This is a genomic window from Glaciecola sp. 2405UD65-10, from assembly GCF_048820975.1.
In the GTDB taxonomy this organism is placed as follows: domain Bacteria; phylum Pseudomonadota; class Gammaproteobacteria; order Enterobacterales; family Alteromonadaceae; genus Glaciecola.
Window position 1 is genome coordinate 55,892 of record NZ_JBMEUF010000004.1, and the last position, 22,100, is coordinate 77,991.

22 protein-coding genes are annotated in these 22,100 nt (G+C 41.6%); 8 read left to right on the top strand and 14 right to left on the bottom strand.

Translation table 11 applies throughout. From position 1 onward, the window contains the following. Nucleotides 1–325 precede the first annotated feature (325 nt). The 3 genes from fabV to ACOI22_RS17010 all read right to left on the bottom strand — a co-directional run bounded on the left by fabV (nt 326) and on the right by ACOI22_RS17010 (nt 2,593). The gene (gene fabV, locus ACOI22_RS17000; protein ID WP_420673339.1) at nt 326–1,507 is read right to left on the bottom strand and encodes an enoyl-ACP reductase FabV; all 1,182 of its coding nucleotides are present in this window, start codon (nt 1,505–1,507) and stop codon (nt 326–328) included. 92 nt (nt 1,508–1,599) lie between these two features. After that, entirely contained in the window at nt 1,600–1,884 is a 285-nt protein-coding gene (locus ACOI22_RS17005) for a SemiSWEET transporter (protein ID WP_420673340.1), read from the bottom strand. A gap of 88 nt (nt 1,885–1,972) precedes the next feature. Beyond that, nucleotides 1,973–2,593 (bottom strand): FKBP-type peptidyl-prolyl cis-trans isomerase, encoded by a 621-nt coding sequence (locus tag ACOI22_RS17010; RefSeq protein WP_420673341.1) that lies wholly within the window; start codon nt 2,591–2,593, stop codon nt 1,973–1,975. Nucleotides 2,594–2,880: 287 nt separating this feature from the next. Here ACOI22_RS17010 and ppc point away from each other — a divergent pair, with 287 nt between their 5' ends. From ppc to ACOI22_RS17025, 3 genes are read left to right on the top strand one after another with little or no spacing between them, the layout of a single operon-like run. Then, nucleotides 2,881–5,499: a phosphoenolpyruvate carboxylase gene (gene ppc, locus ACOI22_RS17015; RefSeq protein WP_420673342.1), complete on the top strand. Its 2,619-nt coding sequence runs from the start codon at nt 2,881–2,883 to the stop codon at nt 5,497–5,499. 1 nt (nt 5,500) lies between these two features. After that, nucleotides 5,501–6,001, top strand: a complete 501-nt coding sequence (locus ACOI22_RS17020) for an RNA methyltransferase (protein WP_420673343.1) — start codon at nt 5,501–5,503, stop codon at nt 5,999–6,001. A gap of 39 nt (nt 6,002–6,040) precedes the next feature. Then, nucleotides 6,041–6,856, top strand: a complete 816-nt coding sequence (locus ACOI22_RS17025; protein ID WP_420673344.1) for a hypothetical protein — start codon at nt 6,041–6,043, stop codon at nt 6,854–6,856. Nucleotides 6,857–6,913: 57 nt separating this feature from the next. Here the strand turns inward: ACOI22_RS17025 and mdh are convergent, their stop codons facing one another. Further along, complete coding sequence (mdh, locus tag ACOI22_RS17030) at nt 6,914–7,852, bottom strand: malate dehydrogenase (RefSeq protein WP_420673345.1); 939 nt, start codon at nt 7,850–7,852, stop codon at nt 6,914–6,916. Nucleotides 7,853–8,061: 209 nt separating this feature from the next. On the opposite strand from mdh, the gene argR reads away from it, so the two are divergent. Further along, complete coding sequence (gene argR / locus ACOI22_RS17035; RefSeq protein ID WP_420673346.1) at nt 8,062–8,526, top strand: transcriptional regulator ArgR; 465 nt, start codon at nt 8,062–8,064, stop codon at nt 8,524–8,526. 1 nt (nt 8,527) lies between these two features. On the opposite strand, the gene rsmI is transcribed toward argR, so the two are convergent. Continuing rightward, nucleotides 8,528–9,364, bottom strand: a complete 837-nt coding sequence (gene rsmI, locus ACOI22_RS17040; RefSeq protein ID WP_420673347.1) for a 16S rRNA (cytidine(1402)-2'-O)-methyltransferase — start codon at nt 9,362–9,364, stop codon at nt 8,528–8,530. 172 nt (nt 9,365–9,536) lie between these two features. Here rsmI and ACOI22_RS17045 point away from each other — a divergent pair, with 172 nt between their 5' ends. Genes ACOI22_RS17045 through ACOI22_RS17060 form a run of 4 tightly spaced genes read left to right on the top strand, consistent with a single transcriptional unit; the run spans nt 9,537 to nt 13,038 of the window. Further along, complete coding sequence (locus ACOI22_RS17045; RefSeq protein ID WP_420673348.1) at nt 9,537–11,462, top strand: penicillin-binding protein activator; 1,926 nt, start codon at nt 9,537–9,539, stop codon at nt 11,460–11,462. A 5-nt stretch (nt 11,463–11,467) separates the two neighbouring features. After that, nucleotides 11,468–11,842 carry a YraN family protein gene (locus ACOI22_RS17050; RefSeq protein ID WP_420673349.1) on the top strand — a complete coding sequence of 125 codons (375 nt, stop codon included), beginning with the start codon at nt 11,468–11,470 and terminating at the stop codon, nt 11,840–11,842. A 25-nt stretch (nt 11,843–11,867) separates the two neighbouring features. Continuing rightward, nucleotides 11,868–12,461: a phosphoheptose isomerase gene (locus ACOI22_RS17055; RefSeq protein WP_420673350.1), complete on the top strand. Its 594-nt coding sequence runs from the start codon at nt 11,868–11,870 to the stop codon at nt 12,459–12,461. A gap of 4 nt (nt 12,462–12,465) precedes the next feature. Next, nucleotides 12,466–13,038 (top strand): BON domain-containing protein, encoded by a 573-nt coding sequence (locus tag ACOI22_RS17060; protein WP_420673351.1) that lies wholly within the window; start codon nt 12,466–12,468, stop codon nt 13,036–13,038. 59 nt (nt 13,039–13,097) lie between these two features. Here the strand turns inward: ACOI22_RS17060 and ACOI22_RS17065 are convergent, their stop codons facing one another. The 9 genes from ACOI22_RS17065 to rlmD form a co-directional block, all read right to left on the bottom strand. Continuing rightward, on the bottom strand, nt 13,098–13,529 hold the full coding sequence (locus ACOI22_RS17065) for a ClpXP protease specificity-enhancing factor (RefSeq protein ID WP_420673400.1): 432 nt from the start codon (nt 13,527–13,529) through the stop codon (nt 13,098–13,100). A 37-nt stretch (nt 13,530–13,566) separates the two neighbouring features. Then, nucleotides 13,567–14,199, bottom strand: coding sequence for a stringent starvation protein SspA (gene sspA / locus ACOI22_RS17070; RefSeq protein WP_420673352.1), 633 nt, complete (start codon nt 14,197–14,199; stop codon nt 13,567–13,569). 128 nt (nt 14,200–14,327) lie between these two features. Further along, the gene (locus ACOI22_RS17075; RefSeq protein WP_420673353.1) at nt 14,328–15,059 is read right to left on the bottom strand and encodes a cytochrome c1; all 732 of its coding nucleotides are present in this window, start codon (nt 15,057–15,059) and stop codon (nt 14,328–14,330) included. Continuing rightward, complete coding sequence (locus tag ACOI22_RS17080; protein WP_420673354.1) at nt 15,056–16,321, bottom strand: cytochrome b; 1,266 nt, start codon at nt 16,319–16,321, stop codon at nt 15,056–15,058. The genes ACOI22_RS17075 and ACOI22_RS17080 overlap by 4 nt, the downstream gene beginning before the upstream one ends. Further along, nucleotides 16,321–16,962, bottom strand: coding sequence for a ubiquinol-cytochrome c reductase iron-sulfur subunit (petA, locus tag ACOI22_RS17085; protein ID WP_420673355.1), 642 nt, complete (start codon nt 16,960–16,962; stop codon nt 16,321–16,323). Before petA ends, ACOI22_RS17080 begins: the two co-directional genes overlap by 1 nt. A gap of 342 nt (nt 16,963–17,304) precedes the next feature. After that, complete coding sequence (rpsI, locus tag ACOI22_RS17090) at nt 17,305–17,697, bottom strand: 30S ribosomal protein S9 (RefSeq protein WP_420673356.1); 393 nt, start codon at nt 17,695–17,697, stop codon at nt 17,305–17,307. Nucleotides 17,698–17,709: 12 nt separating this feature from the next. Beyond that, the gene (gene rplM / locus ACOI22_RS17095; protein ID WP_420673357.1) at nt 17,710–18,138 is read right to left on the bottom strand and encodes a 50S ribosomal protein L13; all 429 of its coding nucleotides are present in this window, start codon (nt 18,136–18,138) and stop codon (nt 17,710–17,712) included. 198 nt (nt 18,139–18,336) lie between these two features. After that, the gene (relA, locus tag ACOI22_RS17100; protein ID WP_420673358.1) at nt 18,337–20,493 is read right to left on the bottom strand and encodes a GTP diphosphokinase; all 2,157 of its coding nucleotides are present in this window, start codon (nt 20,491–20,493) and stop codon (nt 18,337–18,339) included. Nucleotides 20,494–20,592: 99 nt separating this feature from the next. After that, nucleotides 20,593–22,080 (bottom strand): 23S rRNA (uracil(1939)-C(5))-methyltransferase RlmD, encoded by a 1,488-nt coding sequence (rlmD, locus tag ACOI22_RS17105; RefSeq protein WP_420673359.1) that lies wholly within the window; start codon nt 22,078–22,080, stop codon nt 20,593–20,595. Nucleotides 22,081–22,100: the final 20 nt, after the last annotated feature.

Below are 22,100 nucleotides of genomic sequence, written 5' to 3' on the forward strand. Positions count from 1 at the left end.
AGTTACCAATTTAAATTAGCCTGGATCAAGCTAGTTTAAATTAGCGCCTATTCCATTAGGTATTAAATTTAACACATACGTATTTCAAGTTCAGGTAAGAACCTGTACTACAACGTAATAGCGCATTATTTTTATGTTTATGTGTGCAGTGTTTCTACAAAATCACAAACCAGTATTGCGTAAAAAGACATCTACAGCTGATTTGTGGCGCGATTTTAGCATTATCTAGGTACAAAAGGCTATGATAATTATACCAAAAGCGTAATTGGGTGATGAATAATGTTTACACTTTAACATCACCCAAGGCCAAAATAGTTTTGTAAACCTAGTCCCAGCTTGCTAATGGGCTAACATCGGCTTCGTAGTCAACGCCCTTTAATTCAAAACCGAATAGGTTTAGAAATTCTGTGTTGTAGCCTTTGTAATCACTTAGCTCATGGAAATTATCCTGCGTCACTTTATCCCACAAAACTTTAATTTTTGCTTGTGTTGCATCATTGGTTTCCTTCCCATCCATACGATAACGGTTATTATCATCATATATTGGCTGGTTCCCGTATAAACATTGAGAAAACAAACCAACAATCTGCTCAATACAACCCTCATGGGTACCTTCATCTTTCATCACTTTGTAAATTAACGAAATATATAAAGGCATAACAGGAATTGCACTGCTAGCTTGTGTTACTAATGCTTTAAGTGATGACACATTGGCTTGCACAGATTTATCAGATAACTTTGACATGATTGCTTGAGCTGCACGATCCAAATCTTCTTTCGCCAAGCCAATAGTTGCTTGACCATATATAGGCCAAGTAAGCTCTTTGCCTATATATGTATAGGCTGTAGTCTTACAATCATCGCTTAATACGCCGGCTTCACCAAGCTGAACCATCCATCTTTCCCAGTCTTCACCGCCCATTACTTTCACAGTATGGTCAATTTCTTCTTGAGTAGCCGGCTCTAATGACACATCGTGAATAAGATCTTTGTCAGTATCATAGGTTTTGGTTGTGTAGGCTTTACCAACTGGCTTAAGTGTTGATTTAAATGTTTCGCCAGAATCAGGATCGGTTCGGCGAGGCGACGCTAGGCTATAAATCACTAAATCTACTTTGCCAAGCTTGTCTTTAATTTTTTCTATTGTACTTGCTTTAATTTCATCTGAGAAAGCATCGCCGTTAAGAGTTTCTGCATAGAGGCCATTTGCGCGGGCAGCTTGGTGAAATGATGCGGTGTTGTACCATCCAGCAGTGCCTGTTTTACGCTCTGATGGCTGCTTTTCAAAACAAACACCTAAAGTGTTCGCTCCATATCCGAAAGCAGAAGTAATACGAGACGCTAAACCATAACCCGTTGAACACCCTATCACTAGTACGTTTTTCGGACCTTCTTGTGGCCAATCTTGCGACTTAACGTAATCAATCTGATTGGAAACACTTTGCGCACATCCGTGAGGGTGGGCATTGGTACATATAAATCCACGTACTTTTGGCTTAATAACCATTAAAAAAACTCCTAAAAACGTTTTAAATCCATCAAGATAGCGCGCATTGTAATCAAACTAGCACAATTAACAAATCTGTCCAGATACAAAGACTAATTTCGAGTAGCTAACTTATCAGCCTTGCGGTTTTTGATCTTGATACTCAATATGGTGGCAGCAAATAGTAAAGTAATTGCGTTCGCTAAGGTAATTGGCATGTCGTTTTTTGCTATACCGTATGCGAGCCATAGTGCCACGCCGCAAACAAATGCCACGTACATTGATAATGAAAGTGCTCGAGTGTCATTGGTCTTAATGACTTTAATGACCTGAGGCAAAAATGATATTGTGGTTAAAATAGCAGCAAATAAACCAATTGAATCGACAATGTTAAACATGTTTACCTTCTTAATACTGCTAATGCAAACAAGCCCGCGCCAATTTTGACGCTAAGGCTTGAATAATATAGATATAGCGTAGCGAACCTTACGCTAGTATATCAAGTAACTCTACGTCAAACACTAATGTACTGAATGGACCAATAGCAGCGCCTGCACCTTGCTCGCCGTACGCTAGGTCATGTGGAACATGAATGCGCCATTTATCGCCAACAACCATTAGTTGTAAAGCTTCTGTCCAGCCTTTGATTACGCCATTGACTGGGAACTCTGCAGGTTGACCGCGCTCATAGCTGCTATCAAATACTGTGCCGTCAATAAGCGTACCGTGATAGTGAACACGCACTGTAGAAGCTGCAGTAGGTTTGTCGCCTTCACCTTTATTAATCACTTCGTATTGAAGGCCGCTCTCGGTTACGCTAACTTCATCACGCTGAGCATTCTTTTCTAGGTAATCAGTACCTTCTTGTACTTTCCCTGCAAATTGCTCTTGCTTAGCCGCTTGCATACGCTCATGGATTTCGTTAAAAGCAGCACGCAAATCATCATCGCTTACAGCTGATGCTTCTTGACTAAAGCCGTGTTGAAGGCCTGCTTTTACCACTTCAATATCTAAGCCCTCAAAAGGGTTAGACGCAAGCTGGCCGCCCATTTGATAACCAATACCGTAACTTGCTTGTTGCTCTACGCTAGTGTATTTATCTGACACATTGTCTCCTAATTAAAATAGTGATCACAGTAAAAACGGCAGTGTATCACACCCCAACACGCATCTAAACGATGCACAGGGGAAACTTTGGAGAATCGCTTATTGAATAAACAGATTGCACAATTAGCTGCATAAAAACCGCTGGTAGATATACTCATACGTGGTAACTTATATAGTTTGAATGTTAGACAAAGTGGTTTAACATATTTATCTTTATCTAGCCTAGCGTATTCACGCTGCAGCTAACATATTGTTTTCCTCACATATTAATCAGGAGTTTTCAACGCATGAAACAAGCCTTAACAGACCAACTTAAAGAAACGGTAAAATATTTAGGCGCAACCTTAGGGGAAGCAATCAAAGACGAATTAGGTGAAGACTGGCTAGCGCGCATCGAGAAAATACGCCATGATGGACGCCACTCTTCTAAAGGAGAGTTAGATAGCACTGAAGCTTTAGCTAGCCAATTGGCTGAGCTTGATAATGCCTCGCTACTTACTATTGCTAGAGCCTTTGCGCAATTTTTAAACCTTGCCAATATAGCAGAACAAGAATTTACGATCGCAAATGACACGGGCACATCAGTTGAAGAGCTTTTCGACACGGTAAATAAAAGTATTGGCGTAAATGCCAACAAAGAAGATGTGCTTAGTGCCATTAAAAATCTAAAATTAGATATGGTATTAACTGCGCACCCTACCGAAGTGACCCGTCGCACCAATATTCACAAACATCGTCAACTTGCCAATCAATTGCAAAAATTGCATAAGAGCCAGCTTAGTGATGTAGAAAAAAGACGCGCCAAGCAACGTATTGCAGATCTTATTAGCCAGGCTTGGCACACTGAAGAAATTCGATCAGTCAGACCAACTCCGGTAGATGAAGCAAGATGGGGATTCTCGGTAATTGAAAATTCATTATGGGAAGCCATCCCAGACTTTTTGCGCGATTTAGATGATTACTTACAGGTTAACTATGATGAATCTTTAGCATTAGACGCAAGACCAGTTCAGTTTAGTTCTTGGATGGGTGGTGACCGTGATGGCAACCCATTTGTTACCTCAAGTGTCACTCAAGAAGTATTATTACGAGCACGCCGCCGCTCAGCGAAGCTGTTTTTGAGCGATTTAAACCAGCTTTATACTGAACTTTCGATGAATGATTGCAATGACGTAGTGCGCGCACAAGTAGGTGATGTCAAAGAACCTTACAGAGCATTACTTAAGCCTTTAATTGCCAAACTACAGCTTACCCGAGAAGGCAGAGCACCTGTTGACCAATGGTTGTCAACCAACGATGAGTTACAAAAACCACTGCTAGATTGTTATCAGTCACTACTTGATTGCGGGATGGAAGTAATTGCCAATGGTGAATTACTAGATACCGTGCGCCGTTCATATTGTTTTGGCATGCATCTTCTTAAATTAGACGTTCGCCAAGATTCACAGCGCCACGCCGATGTGTTCTCAGAGTTAAGCCAGTATTTCGAAATGGGTGATTATAACGAGTGGAGTGAAGCCGACAAGCAAGCTTTCCTACTTAAAGAGCTCAGTTCTAAGCGCCCACTAATCCCTAGTAATTGGTCTCCCTCAGAGGATGTTCAAGAAGTACTAGATACCTGTAAAGTGATTGCCCAAAACGGCAAAGATGGCTTTGGCATTTACATTATTTCGATGGCGAGTGAAGCTTCGGATGTACTTGCGGTGCAGTTGCTGTTGCAAGAGTGTGGTGTAACGTGGCCAATGCCAGTAGCGCCTTTATTTGAAACCTTGGACGACTTGAACAATTCTCCGCAAGTTATGGAGAAATTACTAAATATTGATTGGTATAAAGAGTATGTAAATGGCCAACAATACGTAATGATTGGTTATTCAGATTCGGCCAAAGATGCTGGCTCCTTAGCCGCTGGTTGGGCGCAATATAGCGCACAAGAAGCATTAGTAAATATTGCTGAAGACCACAAATTAAAACTGACCTTATTCCATGGACGCGGCGGTACAATTGGCCGTGGTGGTTTACCAGCAAAAGCAGCCATTCACTCGCAACCGCCAGGCTCATTAGATGGTGGATTCCGAGTGACCGAGCAAGGGGAAACTATTCGATATAAATTTGGTATGCCCCAACTCGCTAAACGCAGCTTAGCGTTATATGCATCAGCCGTGGTTGAAGCCGTAATGTTACCGCCCCCGGCACCGAAACAAGCATGGCGAGACATTATTGAAGAAATGGCTAACAAAGGCCGCGATAATTACCGTCATACGGTTCGTCATGATCCTGAATTTGTGCCCTACTTTAGAGTGGCAACTCCCGAGCAAGAGTTAGGAAAACTCCCCTTAGGTAGTCGCCCTGCTAAAAGAAATCCTAAAGGAGGCATTGAAAGCCTTCGAGCCATTCCGTGGATATTTGCGTGGGCGCAAACTCGCCTTGTATTGCCGTCATGGTTAGGTGTAATGAAAGCCGTGGATGAGGTAAACGTTGGTGAAAATCAAGCCATAGTCCAAGAAATGATTGAAAACTGGCCGTTCTTCGCCTCACGAATTTCCATGCTTGATATGGTATTCCAAAAAGCAGATCCTAAAGTAAGTGAAGCTTACGATAAGCGACTAGTTCCTGACAATTTAACGCACTTTGGTGCGGCTTTACGGGCAGAACTCACCCAATCAATGCAAAGTTTGCTAAATATAACCGGCCACGAGCATATGATGGAAGATGATCCTGGTGCCCGAAATAATATGCAAATACGCGCTGGGTATTTGCAGCCCTTACACTACTTACAAATTGAATTGCTTGACCGTATTCGTAAGGCAGAAAAATCTGACTACAAAGATGACAACAAAGAAGAGCTTGAAAGAGCGATGATGGTTGCCATTACGGGCATTGCCGTAGGCATGAGAAATACAGGCTAATATGGCATTACAACAAGTCAATATTGGACTAATTAACCCTAAGTCAGCTAGCAACGTTGCCGTTATTTTGCGCGCGGCTGGCTGCTTTGGGGTCGCGTCCATTTTATACACCGGCCAACGCTACACCCATGCAAAAGCCTTTCATGAAGACACCAAGAAATTTCATCAAAGCTTACCTAGCATTGCCGTAGATGATTTAATAAAAGACGCGCCTTTGGGGGCAAGAAAAATTGCGATTGAACTGGTGGAAGGTGCCACCGCTTTGCCGGAGTTTAAACATCCTGAGAATGCATTTTACATATTTGGCCCTGAAGACGGCTCTATTCCGCAGGCTGTTTTAGACCAATGTGATGACGTGGTTTATATTCCTACTCGTTCAAGTATGAATTTAGCGGTAACCGCTAATGTGGTGCTGTATGACCGCTTGGCTAAATCAGATTACGAACGCGGTGATGAACTCATTAAGCAAAGCCGTGATAAAAATAACAATACGCGCGTTTAAATTATGCCAATAAATTTGACTGCAACGCGCGTGTTATTCATGATATTAGTAATGACTGCTGGCTTTAGTAGTGCAGGTGAAATAGCTGCAAGCGGCAAAAAGCATAGTGAGGGACAACTCACACTTTCACAAGAGCAACTGCGTGCTATAGGGCAGAAAATATATATAAATGAAACCGGTGGCAAACTCGAAAATTTGATTGCTTGGAATAATGGCGAAAACTTCGCAAGTTTAGGCATTGGCCATTTCATTTGGTTTCCAGAAAACAGCACAAGCCCATTTACAGAAACCTTTCCCGCCTTAATTGACTATTTTAAAGCCCAGAATCTAGCCATGCCAAGTTGGTTGCAATATACCCATGACTTACCTTGGAGCAGTAAAAGCGCTTTTATGGCTGCATCGAATAGCGTAAAAATGAGTGATTTAAAGGACTTGTTAAGCAATACCATGGATTATCAAGTCGCCTTTATTCATAAGCGTATGCAACAAGCACTGCCCTTAATGCTAAGTCATATTGAAAGCGCCGCCCAACAAAAGTTAGTAAGTACCAACTTTCACACTTTATCTTCTAGTGAGCTAGGCTTATATGCCTTAATTGACTATGTTAATTTTAAAGGGGAAGGTGTTTCATCAACAGAAACGTATCAAGGGGAAGGATGGGGCTTATTACAAGTTTTACAAAGTATGGACCCGGCAAATAACAACCCTCACAAAGCTTTTCACTATGCTTGCGATGAAGTATTAACAAGAAGAGTGAAGCTTTCCTCACAGCAAGAAGTTGAGCAGCGCTGGCTAGCTGGTTGGCGAAAGCGTTGTGCTACCTACTCTTCCGCTACACATAGCAATATAAATTAAGACACTACAGGCACAAAAAAACCAGCGCTAAGGCTGGTTTTTTTTAAGCTTTAGTACTTAGCCGTTTACGAAATCAACACCTAGTTTGATATCGCCACGTAAGCCTTCAAGCATATCTTCTTTCGCTTTTTGTTCAAATGCGCTTAATTCGCCGTAAGGCAAAATTTCTTCAACGCCATTTTTACCCAAACGTACTGGGTGAGCAAAGAATGCAGCATCTTCAGAACCGTCTACTTGAACATAAGTATATTCAGTAACGTCTTTGCCCTGCATTGCATCTACTAATGATAAGCAGAAACGTGCTGCAGCTTGACCCATAGACAATGTAGCTGAACCGCCACCCGCCTTAGCTTCAACAACTTCAGTACCTGCATTTTGAATGCGCGGCGTTAAAGATGCGATTTCATCATCGGTAAAGCTCACGCCTTCAACCTGTGATAGCAATGGTAAAATTGTGGTACCAGAGTGACCACCAATTACCGGTACGTGAATTTCAGACGTGCTTTTGCCTTTTAATTCAGCAATGAAGGTTTCAGAACGAATAACATCAAGCGTAGTTACACCAAATAATTTATTCTTATCGTAAACGCCTTTAGCTTTAAGTGTTTCAGCGGCAATAGCAACCGTTGTGTTTACTGGGTTAGTAATTACACCAATACATGCTTTAGGACAGTTGTCAGCACATGCTTCAATTAGGTTTTTAACAATACCCGCGTTAATGTTGAACAAGTCAGAACGGTCCATTCCAGGTTTTCTTGGAACGCCTGCTGGAATCAATACTATGTCACAACCGCTTAATGCCGCGGCAAGGTCATCTTTACCAAAACCGGCAACTTTAACATCGGTAGGGATGTGGCTAAGGTCTACGGCTACGCCCGGTACTACAGGTGCTACATCGTACAATGATAATTCTGAGCCTGCAGGTAATTGTGTTTTTAATAACAACGATAAGGCTTGACCAATACCACCAGCTGCGCCCAATACGGCTACTTTCATAAAGTTATCTCCGGTTAAACAAGATTGATAAATTGAGCCCGAAGATTAGCCCAAATTTGACATAATCTCAATCACCCTATGGTCTAAGTAAGCAATTAGTCGCCTAAGCTGGGTATTTTTTGTGTGAATAATTGCCAATTCGCCAGCCTTGTAGCAAAATACGCAAGACCGTTGCATTCACAAGACAACAAAAGAGTATTCAAGTTAACATGACTACACAAAAACAAGATGTATTAGTTAAAGCATTCCGAGAAATTTTAAATACAGAAAGCTATGGCTCACAAGGCGAAATTGTAAGTGGTTTAAAATCACTTGGTTTTGACAATATTAGCCAATCGAAAGTATCGCGTATGTTAAGTAAGTTTGGTGCGGTACGTACCCGTGATGCGCGTGGTGACATGGTCTATTGCTTGCCACCTGAACTCGGCATGCCAACGGCTAAAAGCCCACTGAAGCAACTCGTGCTTGATATAGTGCATAATAATGTAATGGTGATTATTAGAACCAGCCCAGGAGCCGCACAACTCATTGCCCGCTTGCTTGATTCTTTAAGTCACACTGATGGGGTGTTAGGCACAATTGCCGGTGATGACACAATATTTATTGCGCCAGCCGACATTAGCAATATTGATGAGCTTCGCCAACGTGTCCAAGACCTTTTCGACAGCGTTTAATTTACTTAGTCTTATTTGCTAGCGCGTATTCATACAGCTGCTTTTTGTTAAGTTTATAGTGCTCACTTACCACTGCAGCTGCCTGTTTAGGGGGAAGTAGCGCTCCTAATTGATTCAACAATGCAATTGCTTGAGCCGGTAAAGCTTCATCATTAGGGGCTTTACAATACAGCATTAACACAAATTCGCCTTTCTGATGCGCTTGGTCTTCTTCTAACCATGAAAGTACTTCCTGTGCACTTCCACTTATATAAGTTTCAAAGTGTTTGCTAAGCTCTTTGGCCAATACAATATGATGCAAAGCAGGCAGCACATCAATGCACGTGAGAATAGTGTCTTTAACTCGCCTAGGTGATTCATAAAATACGCAGGTCATATGGCGTTTTGCAGCGCTGGTGATAGCGTCTTGTTTTGCCTTTTGCTTAACCGGTAAAAAACCTGAGAACATAAACTGATCAGTTGGTAAACCTGATGCGCTGAGCGCGGTAGTAAGCGCACATGGCCCGGGAAGTGCGATAACCTTTAACTTATGTGCTCTGCAAGTACTCACTAAGGTGTAACCTGGGTCGCTAATAAGCGGAGTTCCCGCATCTGAAATGAGGGCAATAGACTCACCTTCGCTTAATTTTTTGATTAATATTTGGGTACGCTGGGCTTCGTTATGATCATGCAAGCTAATGGTTTTCGTTCCGATACCATAATGATGCAAAAGTTGGCCTGAATGGCGTGTATCTTCCGCCGCAATTAAGCTTACTTCAGACAATACATCTAAGGCGCGCTGAGAAATATCTGATAAATTGCCTATTGGCGTGGGTACAATATATAAAATGCCCGACAAATTTCGCCTACTTTTCGTGATTGATGAACTTAAGGGCTAGTTTACACAAACTTAAGTACAGATTGCATGATTTGTGCTAGATATTTTCAACAAGCTCAGTAAACTGTTAAGTTGCCGCCAACTTACTACAGGCGAAAACAAATAAACTCATTTTTAAATACTCAGGTTGTGTATGACAAATAACAAAAATTTCTGGTGTGCATTGGTAACTATTAGTACCTTATACGGTTGCGGCTCAACACCCAAACCTGCCCGCCTTGACACACCTGAAACGAATTCGAATTCAAGTGTTGTAATATCTGAGGCGGCTACAGGAATTAATGCCATTGAACGTGCGTATGCTAAATCACAAAATATTGCCTCACGTAATTTAGCGTTAGTTAAGTTAGCAAATGTATACGTCAGTGAAAACAGATGTTTAGAGGCAGAGCAAGTACTAGCCAGTATTAACGATAATTCATTGGCACCTTTTACTCAGGGTTTGTCGAGTTTGCTTAAGTTAGAATGCCAATTCACGTTGCATAAAGAGGGGATTCCTAAACCACTTTTAACCTTGATGCATAAATGGTCAGAAGATACGTATTTGATTGATAGCGGGTCTTTCCAAACAAGCGTTGCTAGTTCAATTGATCTAGATTTAGGCCAAAGAGCTACCCTAGCTCGAGCTAAATTACTGGCTGAAGAAAAGCAATATTCAGCGGCAATTGATATGCTATTGAAGCAAGACGCAAATAAAGAGTCAATCAGTACCTTTGCATACAGTAACGCATTGTGGAAATGGTTTTCCTTAGCTTCTGACGCCTCGCAGGCTCAATTAGTGAGTATTTATCCGTTTTTACAAGACCATCTAGCCATACTGCAAATTGTTGAAGATCTGTCATTAAATGACAGCACCAGGCAGGCCAATATCAAACAATGGTTTAGCCAGTTTCCAGATGCTTATATTACTAAGCATCAACCAAGCCAAATACTAGATTATCTAAATTTAGAACAAAGTAATGGTGTACATACTGCCATCTTACTTCCTCTTAGTGGAAGGCTTTCTAGCCAAGGAGAAGCAATTAAGCAAGGCATTTTAGCTGCGTATTTGCAGCATACCCAAGAACAGCAAAATCAAGACGAGCCGTCTATTACATTTTTAGACACCGGATCGGCCAGTGAATTGTCTCCAGATATAAATGCCGATACCTTGGCTAATTACGAAACAGTAATTGGACCGCTATTAAAGTCACATATTGAGCAACTCGCGCAACTTAATTTCCCCAAGCAAAAGCGAATCTTCCTAAACAACGATGAAAACTTTGAAAATTCTGATGGCCTGGTTCGCGCATTTTATTCATTGTCGCCAGAACAAGAAGCTCGCCAACTAGCTACGCTAATGCAATCACGCGGTATTAAGAATCCAGTTGTGATAGATGATAGCTCAAATGTTGGCAAACGTATGGCCAAGGCATTTAATGAAGCCTGGATGAGCAAGTTAGACGAGGCAAATATTAAAGTCCTAACGCAAGGCATTGAGAGTATTAGTTATACCGACAATAAAAGTATGCGTATTGGTATAACAGCATCGTTAGATGTATTGCAAAGTCAGCGCCGTATTCAGCAATTGAGTAATATAAGCAATGAACGCGTTTATAGTGTAACTCGCAATCGCCGCGACTTAGACGCATTCGTTGTATTTGCAAAGCCGAATGACCTTGAGTTAATAAACCCCATTATTGAAGCGAGTATTAGCCTGTTTACGGAAAAGCAGATACCTGTGTTTGCGAGTTCATATAGCTATGACCATAAGCAAAATAAAAATACCCAACGCGATCTTCGAAACTTGGTATTTATTGACATGCCTTTACTGCTGCCAGAAGGCCGCCAGCTAGCTATATCCAATACCGTTGATGGTTTATTTAACCAACCCCCTAGTGCATTTTTGCGCTTATTTGCTTTTGGCTATGATGCATTTACCTTAAGTGAAAATATTGCTCAGCTAAGTACTTTTACGCATATGAGCGTGCAAGGCTTAAGCGGTAAGCTCATGGTGGGTCAGAATAATATATTAATTAGGCAGCTTAATTCTCTTTCAATTACTGACAACAACGGTTAAGCCAATTGCAGAACGAGTCAAAGGCTATTGGAAAACGAGAACAAGCAAGACTAGCCGGCGTGGCCGCAGAGCTTAGAGCTAAAGAGCATTTGCTATTAAACGGGCTTCACTTCGTAGAACAAAATTACAGCGTACCCTTAGGCGAGATTGATTTAATATTTAAAGATGCGAACCAATGGGTGTTTGTTGAAGTCAAATATAGAGCCGATAATACGCATGGTTCGGCCGCAGAGCAATTTACTAGCGCGAAGCGAAACAAGATGCACAAAGCAATTATGTGCTATTTACAGCAGTATAACTTAAACTTAAATCACACCAGTTTACGAATTGATGTTGTAGCTATAGACGATGAGCAGTTAGAATGGCTAACGAATGTATGACATTAGGTAAAAGGATAAAAAGAGCGTGTTAGATAACATTAAGAAAAGCTTTACTGAAAGCATCCAGACCAAAATAGCCGCAGCAGAGGCACTTCCAGAGCCCATTGAGAAAGCGGCTAAAATGATGACTGATGCTTTAATTCGAGGCAATAAAATATTGTCGTGTGGCAATGGAGGCTCAGCCGGCGACGCGCAGCATTTTTCATCAGAGTTACTTAATCGTTATGAACGAAACCGCCCTTCTCTACCGGCTATAGCATTAACCACTGATAGCTCTACAATTACATCTATCGCAAATGATTTTTCTTACGATGACGTATTCTCAAAACAAGTAAAAGCATTAGGCCAGGCTGGCGACATATTACTGGCAATATCAACTAGCGGTAATTCAACAAATGTTATTAATGCTATGCAAGCTGCGCTAACTCGAGATATGACCATTGTTGCTTTAACGGGTAAGGATGGCGGCGAGATGGCTGGTTTAATTGGTGAAAATGATGTAGAAATACGTGTTCCTTCAAATAAAACAGCGCGAATTCAAGAGGTGCATTTGTTAGTCATTCACAATTTGTGCGAATGTATTGATAACACCCTGTTCCCCATGGCTAGCGGAAATTAAAACAATGATAAAGAAGCTAATAACAGTAGGTTTAGTATTGTCATCACTTAGTGGCTGCGTGTCGGTAGTGGCGGTAGGTGCTGCCGGTACCGCTGCGGTTTCAACCAGTGATCGTCGTTCACTTGGCACACAAATAGATGATAAAACCACTACCGCACGAGTAAGCACCGCAATTAACAAAATTCCTTTGGTAGAAGAAAACGCTGACATAAGCGTTCACGTATACAATGGCCAAGTACTGTTAACAGGGCAAGCTAAAACACAGGCTTTAATTGAACAAGTGCAAACGGCCGCCTCGGGTGTAACTAATGTGCTTAAAGTGCACAATCAAGTCCGTTTAGGTGAGCCTATTCCCACAACTTCAACCATTAACGATATTTACTTAGGCACTAAAATTCGTACCCTAATGGCCGCTAATGACAACGTCCCCATGCTTAAGCTTGACCTGATTGTTGAAGACAGCGAAGTATTTATTATGGGAAGGTTAACTAAAACAGAAGCGACTGCTGCGGTAGAGTTAGTGCGAAATGTAGATGGCGTGGTCAAAGTTATTAGAGTGATGGAATTAGTCAACTAAACAGCAAACTGACGCTCTGTTAACAATAAAAAAAGCCGCTTAAAAGCGGCTTTTTTTATTTATTTCACAATGCGTAAACCGGGTTTACCCTTTGGCGGGCTATTCGATTTAGGTGCATCACCCAAATTCACACTACTTAAACCTGAAGAGTCGTCCTCAGAGGGCGTAGTAGGCTCAGGTGGCTCGGGAACGCTAAACACTGTACCAGCACCATTCTCTTTTGCGTAAATCGCCTCTACGGCCACACAAGGAAACGAAACAAGCATAGGTTGTCCAGAAAAACGTGCTTGGAATTGCACCCATTGCGTATCTAAAACGAAATTTACGCAGGCACTGGGCGAAACGTTCAGCACGATTTGGCCATCATTGACGAACTGAGTAGGGACTTTAACATCGGGAAAATCAGCATTAACTACCATATATGGAGTTAGCTCATTATCGACTATCCAATCAAAGAATGCGCGTAACAAATAAGGCTGATTAGGCGTCATGTCTTGCATACAAAATCCCTTGTTATCACAATCCACCTTATAGTGGGTTGTGAATCTCTCTTTCTTGGTCAGTAAGTGAAGCTTTAAACGAACCTCTTTCGAAAATACGTTTCATGTAAGCAACCACTTCACGGCTACCTTGGCCATCAAGTTCAATATCTAATGCAGGTAAACGCCACAATAGCGGAGCTAAGTAGCAATCAACTAAACTGAATTCTTCACTCATAAAATAATCAGTTTCTGCAAAAATAGGCGCTAGGCTTAATATTGCTTCTTTTAATTCTTTGCGCGCTTCATTAGCACCTGGGTCGTTTCTGAAAACACGAGCTGCTAATGCATACCAATCTTGCTCTATACGGTGCATCATAAGACGGCTTTGGCCGCGAGACACTGGATAAACAGGCATAAGAGGCGGATGCGGAAAACGCTCATCTAGGTATTCCATGATGATGTGTGACTTATAAAGCACCAACTCACGATCAACTAAGGTTGGCACTGTCCCGTAAGGGTTTAGATCCAACAACTCTTCATTGATTTGGCTTGGCTCAGTGTAAATCACTTCGACGCCAACGCCTTTTTCAGCTAATACGATTCTAACTTGATGTGAGTAAATGTCGATATTGTCTGAAAACATCGTCATGATAGAACGTTTGTTTGTGGCTACAGCCATTAAAACCTCCGCGCTCTTTATTAACGTTTACGTACTACGCAACAAAGAAGTGTTTAATAAAAGTAAAGCGTAAAAAGGGGCACTGCAATGCGCAGTACCCCTTAAAAATGACGACAGATTGTATACTATTACTTGACATCTCGCCAGTAATCTTTCTTCAATAGCAAAGCAAATACAAAGAAGATTACAATAAAGATAAGTACACCACGCCCCATGGACTCTGATTCCAGTCGACTAGGTTCGCCTGTGTATACTAGGTAGTTAACCAAGTCACGAATAACAGCATCGTATTCTTCTTCGTTTAACTTACCGTTTCCATCATTAGTTAAGCCATTTGGACGTTGTACAAGCTCACCGTCAACAAGCACTTCTTCAACGGCTAATCGTGGTGTCCCTTGTAAGCTTTCAAGTACATGTGGCATACCAACATTGGGAAACACTAAGTTGTTTACACCAAATGTTTTGCTTTCATCAACGTAGAAACTTCTCAAGTAAGAATATAGCCACTCTGGACCACGCACACGAGCAACAAGCGTTAAATCAGGAGGTGGAGCACCAAACCATACGGCAGCTTCATCAGCTGGCATAGGTGAAGTAATATAGTCTGACACTTTTTCGCCAGTAAACTGAAGGTATTGTTGCCCTAAGTCCTCTGGAATTTCTAAATCGTTAAACGTACGTTGATATCTTTGATACTGCATTTGGTGGCAACCTAAGCAGTAGTTCATGAAAACCTTTGCACCATTTTGCAATGATGCTTTGTCTTTAAGGTCAATATCAACATCATCTAAAGGATGTGAAGAGCCTGCTGCAAACGCGAAGCTAGGCACGAGTAATATCAGTGCAATCCATTTTCTCATTTAGGGATCCTCGCAGGTACAGGTTTAGTCTTTTCGTTTTTAGAATATATAAACAGCAATATAAAGAAACCGAAGTAGAATACAGTGGCTACTTGTGATGCTGTAATTTTCCATGCTTCTTGTGGCGTACCACCTAAGTAACCAAGGAAAATAAACACTATTGCGAACACAATTAGATTTACTTTATGCAATCCACTTCTGTAACGCCATGAACGCACGTTGCTGCGATCAAACCATGGTAATGCGAACAAGAATGCAATCGCACCAAACATTGCCAATACACCTAATAATTTATCTGGAACAGCTTTCAAAATAGCGTAGAAAGGTGTGAAGTACCAAACAGGGAAAATATGTTCTGGTGTTTTGTATGGGTTAGCAATTTCAAAGTTAGGATGCTCTAAGAAATAACCGCCCATTTCTGGCATGAAGAACATGATGTAACAAAATGCAAATAAGAATATGGTAAATGCCACTAAGTCTTTTAGCACTATGTGCGGGAAGAACGGTACTACATCATCTACGATGTCATATTTGTCAGTGTAGTATTCATGAATCTTAAATTTGGTTTTTTCTTCTTCGCTTAGGCTACCTTTAGGACGTTTAATGTTTACGCCATCAGGGTTATTAGAGCCAACTTCGTGCAAAGCAACAATGTGCAAGAACACCAGAATTACGATAACAAGTGGTAGCGCAATAACATGCAAGGCAAAGAAGCGGTTTAAGGTTGCGCCTGAAATTACGTAGTCACCCTGAATCCATTGTACTAGATCAGGACCTACAACGGGAATTGCACTAAATAAAGATACAATAACCTGTGCGCCCCAGTAAGACATTTGTCCCCATGGTAATACATATCCCATGAAGGCTTCAGCCATAAGCGCTAAGTAAATTAACATACCGAAAATCCACAATAACTCACGTGGTTTTTGGTAAGAGCCGTAGATCATGCCGCGGAACATGTGCATGTACACTACAATAAAGAAAGCAGATGCGCCCGTGCTGTGCATATAGCGAATAAGCCAACCGTAGTCTACTTCACGCATAATATACTCAACTGATGCGAACGCGCGCTCAGCTGAAGGCTCAAAGTTCATAGTTAACCACACACCCGTTAGGATCTGGTTAACCAATACGATGGTGGCTAAAAACCCAAACACATACCAAAAGTTCATGTTTTTGGGTGCTGGGTATTGAATTGCGTGCATATTTGCAACGCGCATCATTGGAATTCGTTGTTCTATCCATCCTAAGAATGCGTTCATTATGCAGTCTCCTCGTCTGAACCAATCAGTAAGGTGTTGTCATCAACAAACATGTACGGAGGTACTACTAGATTTAACGGAGCAGGTACGCCTTGGAAAACGCGGCCAGCCATATCAAACTTAGAACCGTGACAAGGGCAGAAGAAACCTTCAGCTACGCCTTCAGCATACTGAGCGAATGCGCCATCAATTAAATGCTGCGGAGAACAACCTAGGTGAGTACAAATACCTACCAATACTAAATACTCTGATTTAATAGAGCGATATTGGTTTTTCGCATATGCTGGCTGCTGTTCATTATCAGACTCAGGGTCACGTAGTTGATCTTCATGCGCACCTAATGATGCAAGAAGTTCAGGCGTTCTTCTAACTACCCATACTGGTTTACCGCGCCATTCTACACGAATTAACTGGCCAGCCTGAATACCACTAATGTCAACTTCAACATCAGCACCCGCTGCTTTTGCTCTAGCACTTGGTTGCCACGATGCAATAAAAGGAACCGCAGCCCCTGCTGCGCCTACAGCACCAATAACGGCGGTAGTAACAGTAAGGAATTTACGGCGACCGTTATCAGAAGCTTGCGCGTCTGTATTGCCGTTCTGGGCTGACTTATTAGCATCTATTGATACTTCGCTCATCAACTATTCTCCGAGGGTTGGAAAAGGCCTTTCAACCTACATTTTGCTGTGTTACTGGGTTATCGCCTGCAATCGTGATTTCATTAAACCAAGCTTGCGCCGCATTACCCAATAAAATTTTACCGCGTATGGTAAAAGAAAACACTTATAAAACACAAGGTTTTACTGCAAAAAAGGGTGCTTTAAGTTTGTTTTGAGTCAACAATTTTGCACACAAGCACTTAATCTGCCTATTGGACTATGGTCTTCATTGGCAATATGCACTAATTTAAAACAAAAAAAAACCCAGCCGAAGCTGGGTTTTTGAATTTGCTTTGCAAATAAGCTTTGCAGTAAAAACGATTAACGTTTTGAGAACTGTGGACGCTTACGAGCTTTATGTAGACCAACTTTCTTACGTTCAACACGACGTGCATCACGAGTAACAAAGCCAGCTTTGCGCAATTCTGGACGAAGACTTTCGTCATATTCCATAAGTGCACGGGTAATACCGTGACGGATTGCGCCAGCTTGTCCTGAAATACCGCCACCAGAAACAGTAACGTAAAGGTCAAACTTTTCTAGCATATCCACTAATTCTAGTGGCTGCTTAACGATCATACGAGCAGTTTCACGACCGAAGAAAACGTCTAGTGGACGTTTGTTAACCGTGATAGTGCCGTTACCTGGACGAAGGAATACGCGAGCTGTTGAGCTTTTGCGACGACCTGTACCATAATATTGAGTATCTGCCATTGTGCGCGCTCCTTATATATCCAAAACTTGTGGCTGTTGTGCTTGATGCGTGTGCTCTGGTCCAATGAATACTTTCATTTTACGGAACATAGCGCGGCCTAGTGGTCCTTTCGGCAACATACCTTTAACTGCACGCTCTAAAACCGCTTCAGGCTTTTTCGCTAGTAGTTTTTCAAAAGTAGTTTCTTTCAAGCCACCTACATAACCAGAGTGGTTATAGTAAATTTTGCCTTTCGCTTTATTACCCGTTACGGTAATTTTTTCAGCATTAACAACAACAATGTAATCACCAGTGTCTACGTGAGGCGTATACTCTGGCTTATGCTTTCCACGCAATCTAGTTGCGATTTCAGCCGCTAAGCGACCTAACGTTTTGTCTGTGGCGTCTACCACGAACCAGTCGCGTTCAACGCTTTCTGGTTTAGCAACAAAAGTTTTCATTTCAATTTCACCCAAAAAAATATTTAAAAAAAGTTATTAATATCAATCATATGACCCCTTCGAGCCGATCAATCTTCCACCTTCCCAAAGGTGGGCGTAACTGGGCAGGTCGCGAATTATACAGATTTACAGCAAAAAGCGAAGTGCTAATTGCAAATAATTTATACAAAATACCAAACAGCGGCGTAATTTACTTGATTAACGCGTTAAACGCACTACGTCTGAAACATCTTTAATTTGTTTTAAACGTTCTGTTACTTTCTCAAGTGCTTCACGGTTGAGCACATCAATGGTAATAGTAATTTTAGCTTTATAGTTAGATTTATCACTGAAGCTATTTACGCCAAGTAAGCCAACCTTGTCATTCGCAAGCACAGTTGTAATATCACGAAGTATGCCGGTTCTATCAGTGGTAAATATATCTAAATTGGCTTCAAAGCTTGATGAATAATCCTCTGACCAACTTACTTCTATTTCACGCTCAGGATGTTGCGACAATAAATGCTCTAAATTCTGACACGCTTCTTTATGAACACTCACGCCTTTACCTTGGGTTATGTAACCAACAATCGCATCACCTTGTACGGGTTTACAGCAATTGGCCAACTGGCTCAATAAGTTACCCACACCTTCAGCAATTACGGCGTCTTGCTGTTTCTTACCTTGCTTTTTGCGTGGCTTAGCAAGCGCGATTTCTTCTTCAGGCTCAGGCGCAATGTGTATGGTCGAGATGCTGTTAATAACATTCATGACCCGCAAATCACCAGCGCCTATTGCCACGTATAAGTCATCAATTGATTTAAGATTGTATTTATCAACCACATCAACAGCATGTTTAAGGCTTAAATTGACCTTAAGTAGTTCCCGCTCCAGTAACTCTTTCCCCGCTTCAATATTTTTGTCTTTGTCTTGCTTTTTAAAGTAAGAATGAATAGTAGCACGCGCTCTTGAGGTATGAACGTAGCCTAAACCCGGATGCATCCAGTCTCGACTAGGCGTCCCATTTTTGCTTGTGAGCACACTTACTTGATCACCATTTTTAAGATGGTAGGTAAACGGAACAATACGCCCATTAATTTTAGCCCCCGTGCAGCGATGCCCCACGTTGCTATGAATGTAGTAAGCAAAATCAAGCGGAGTGGCGCCCACCGGCAGGTCAATCACGTCACCTTTAGGCGTAAAAACATACACACGGTCATCAAACACCTGGCTTCTAAATTCTTCAACGAGATTGCCTGACTCGGCCATTTCTTCTTGCCACTGCAAGATTTTACGAAGCCAGTTAACGCGTTCGTCATTGCTCGCTGTTTTACCCGCACTACCCTCTTTATATTTCCAGTGCGCAGCTACGCCTAGTTCAGCATCTTGATGCATTTGTGAAGTACGAATTTGTATTTCTAGCGATTTGCCAGCCGGCCCAATTACTACAGTATGAATACTTTGGTAGCCATTAGGTTTCGGAGTAGCTATGTAATCATCAAACTCGCTAGGAATATGCTTAAAATTCGCATGAACAATTCCCAATGCGGCATAGCAATCTTGCAGCCTGTCAGCAATAATGCGCAAGGCTCTAATGTCAAATAACTGCTCAAATCCTAAGCTTTTCTTATGCATCTTTTTATAAATACTATAAATGTGCTTAGGCCGCCCTATTACTTGCGCTTGAATCTTTTCTTTGTCTAAGAGCGCTTGTAAATGAATCACAAAATCTTGAATGTATTGCTCTCTATCGCTACGCTTTTCTTTTAGCATGCTGGCAATACGTTTATAAGTTTGCGGGTGCAAATAACGGAACGATAGATCTTCTAATTCCCATTTTAGCTGGCCAATTCCTAAGCGATTGGCTAAGGGCGCATATATAGTGGCGCATTCTTTAGCCACCAAAACACGGGTTTCCTCGTCTTCGTCTTTTATTTTATGTAATGTGCAAATTCGCTCGGCCATTTTGATTACTATGGCTCGTACATCTTCAACCATAGTCAATAGCATGTTACGCAAGTTCTCAATTTGCGTGGCATCTGATGTAACACGTTTAGATTGCAAAGAGTTAATTGCGCGCATTTTGCGAACGTTCTCAACCAAATAAGCGATATTTTCACCAAAACGCTCTACCACTTCTTCTTGCGTTAATTGATGAATTTCACAATAAGGATAGACTAAAGCCGCTTGAAGAGTTTCATCATCCATGTGCAATTGCTGCAATATCTCAACCATTTCTTGGCCAATCAGGAGAATCTCAGGCGCGTCTGACACGGTACGCAACTTTTCTTTAGTTGAGCTTGATAAACTTAAATCTTGTAGCCATTTTTGAAACTCTGGCCGTTGTAATTGATGAACGCTTCTTATGGAAACCATAATTTTCCTTGAATATACAACAATTGGGCACTTGAGATAACTCAGAGGCATTAAGCCATTACGGTCAAATCTCTTTTATACTGCCTTTTTGCTAGGTCACTATTGTTTTGCAACGAGTAAGGCCATTACTTCTAAATGGCTAGTGAACGGAAACATATCTAAGGCTGTAATCTTGTCTATTTTATAATGAGTTTGCAAGTGTTTAAGATCTCTTGCAAAGCTATTAGGATTACACGACACATATAATATTTTTGAAACCGCTTTGTTCGCCAGTGCTATGCACAATTCTAATGCGCCCTCACGGGAAGGATCAAGGATGACTAAGCTATCTTTTTCCATGGAGATCTGCGCCAAGGCCCGCTCATCTGACAAATCACAAGTCGCAAATGTGCAATTTTCAATATTGTTCACTGCTGCATTATGTTGAGCAAGCTCAACCATTTCATTCACCCCCTCAAATCCAAGCACTGACTTTACTTTCGGCGCAAGCATAAGCGAGAAGTTTCCTGAGCCACAAAAAAAGTCATACAACACTTGATTAGGCTTAGGGTTTAACCAGTCTGCAGCTGTGCGTAACATGGCGTCATTAACGCGGGCATTTACTTGCAAAAAATGATGAGGAGCGCCCTGTAGCAATGTATTTTGTTGATTTAAGATAGGTAAAGATTCACTTAAGGCATTTATTAGCACCGGTTCAGCTTGCTTGCTTTTCACCACCACGCTAATAGGAAGCGCTTGGCTTTGCACAAATTCTTGTAAATACATAATAGATTTAGCTGACAGCGTTTGAGTAACAAACAAGGCTAGTTGAATAGTATCTTCAGCGAAAGATTCGTGTGTGTATGCAAGGGTATCGGCAACCGTTATTACAATGTGTCCAACAGACGCAATAGAGGGAAACCCTTTCAGCATTGTGTTTATAGGAAGAAGTGCAGATTGAATGGGAGCAAGCGCTATAGGGCAGTTTTGTATATCAATTACTCGCTGGCTTTTACGCTCTCTATATCCCACCTTAACCTTATTCTTGTTCCTTGCATCAACCGCTAAGCGTATACGACGCCTATAAGCTGTGGCTTCGTTAACGCTATTTTTGCCTGGTATCGTGTTTGAGCTCGTATAATTGATATCAGAGCGAATAGGCGCAAGCCATTTATCGGCAACTACTTGGTGCTGATGACTTAAGTAACCTTGCAAGGCTGCATACTTTTCACTTAAGGCATATTCTGCTTGAACATGTTGTAAGGTACAGCCTCCGCACTTTTCGTAGTACTGGCAAAACGGCTCCTGTCTATATTCATTTTTTTCAATAACCTTAAGCACTCGAGCATTTCGTACTTTTTTGCTAGCTTGATACACCTTTACTTCACAGGTTTCATTCGCCAAGGCGTTTTCAACAATAGTAATAGGTTGGGTGCTGAAACTAATCCCCTTACCTGTGTGATCAAGTTTATTTATACTGATGATTTCGCTCGCATTTTGCGTGTTTGAATCAGGCTGTAGTGAAGCTAATGAGTGAACAGTAGACCGGCCTTTGGGTACTTTAGATCTATTTGATTTACCTTTTTTAGGCTGAAAAAACTGGGCCATTGAGTATTTACCTTAGTGTT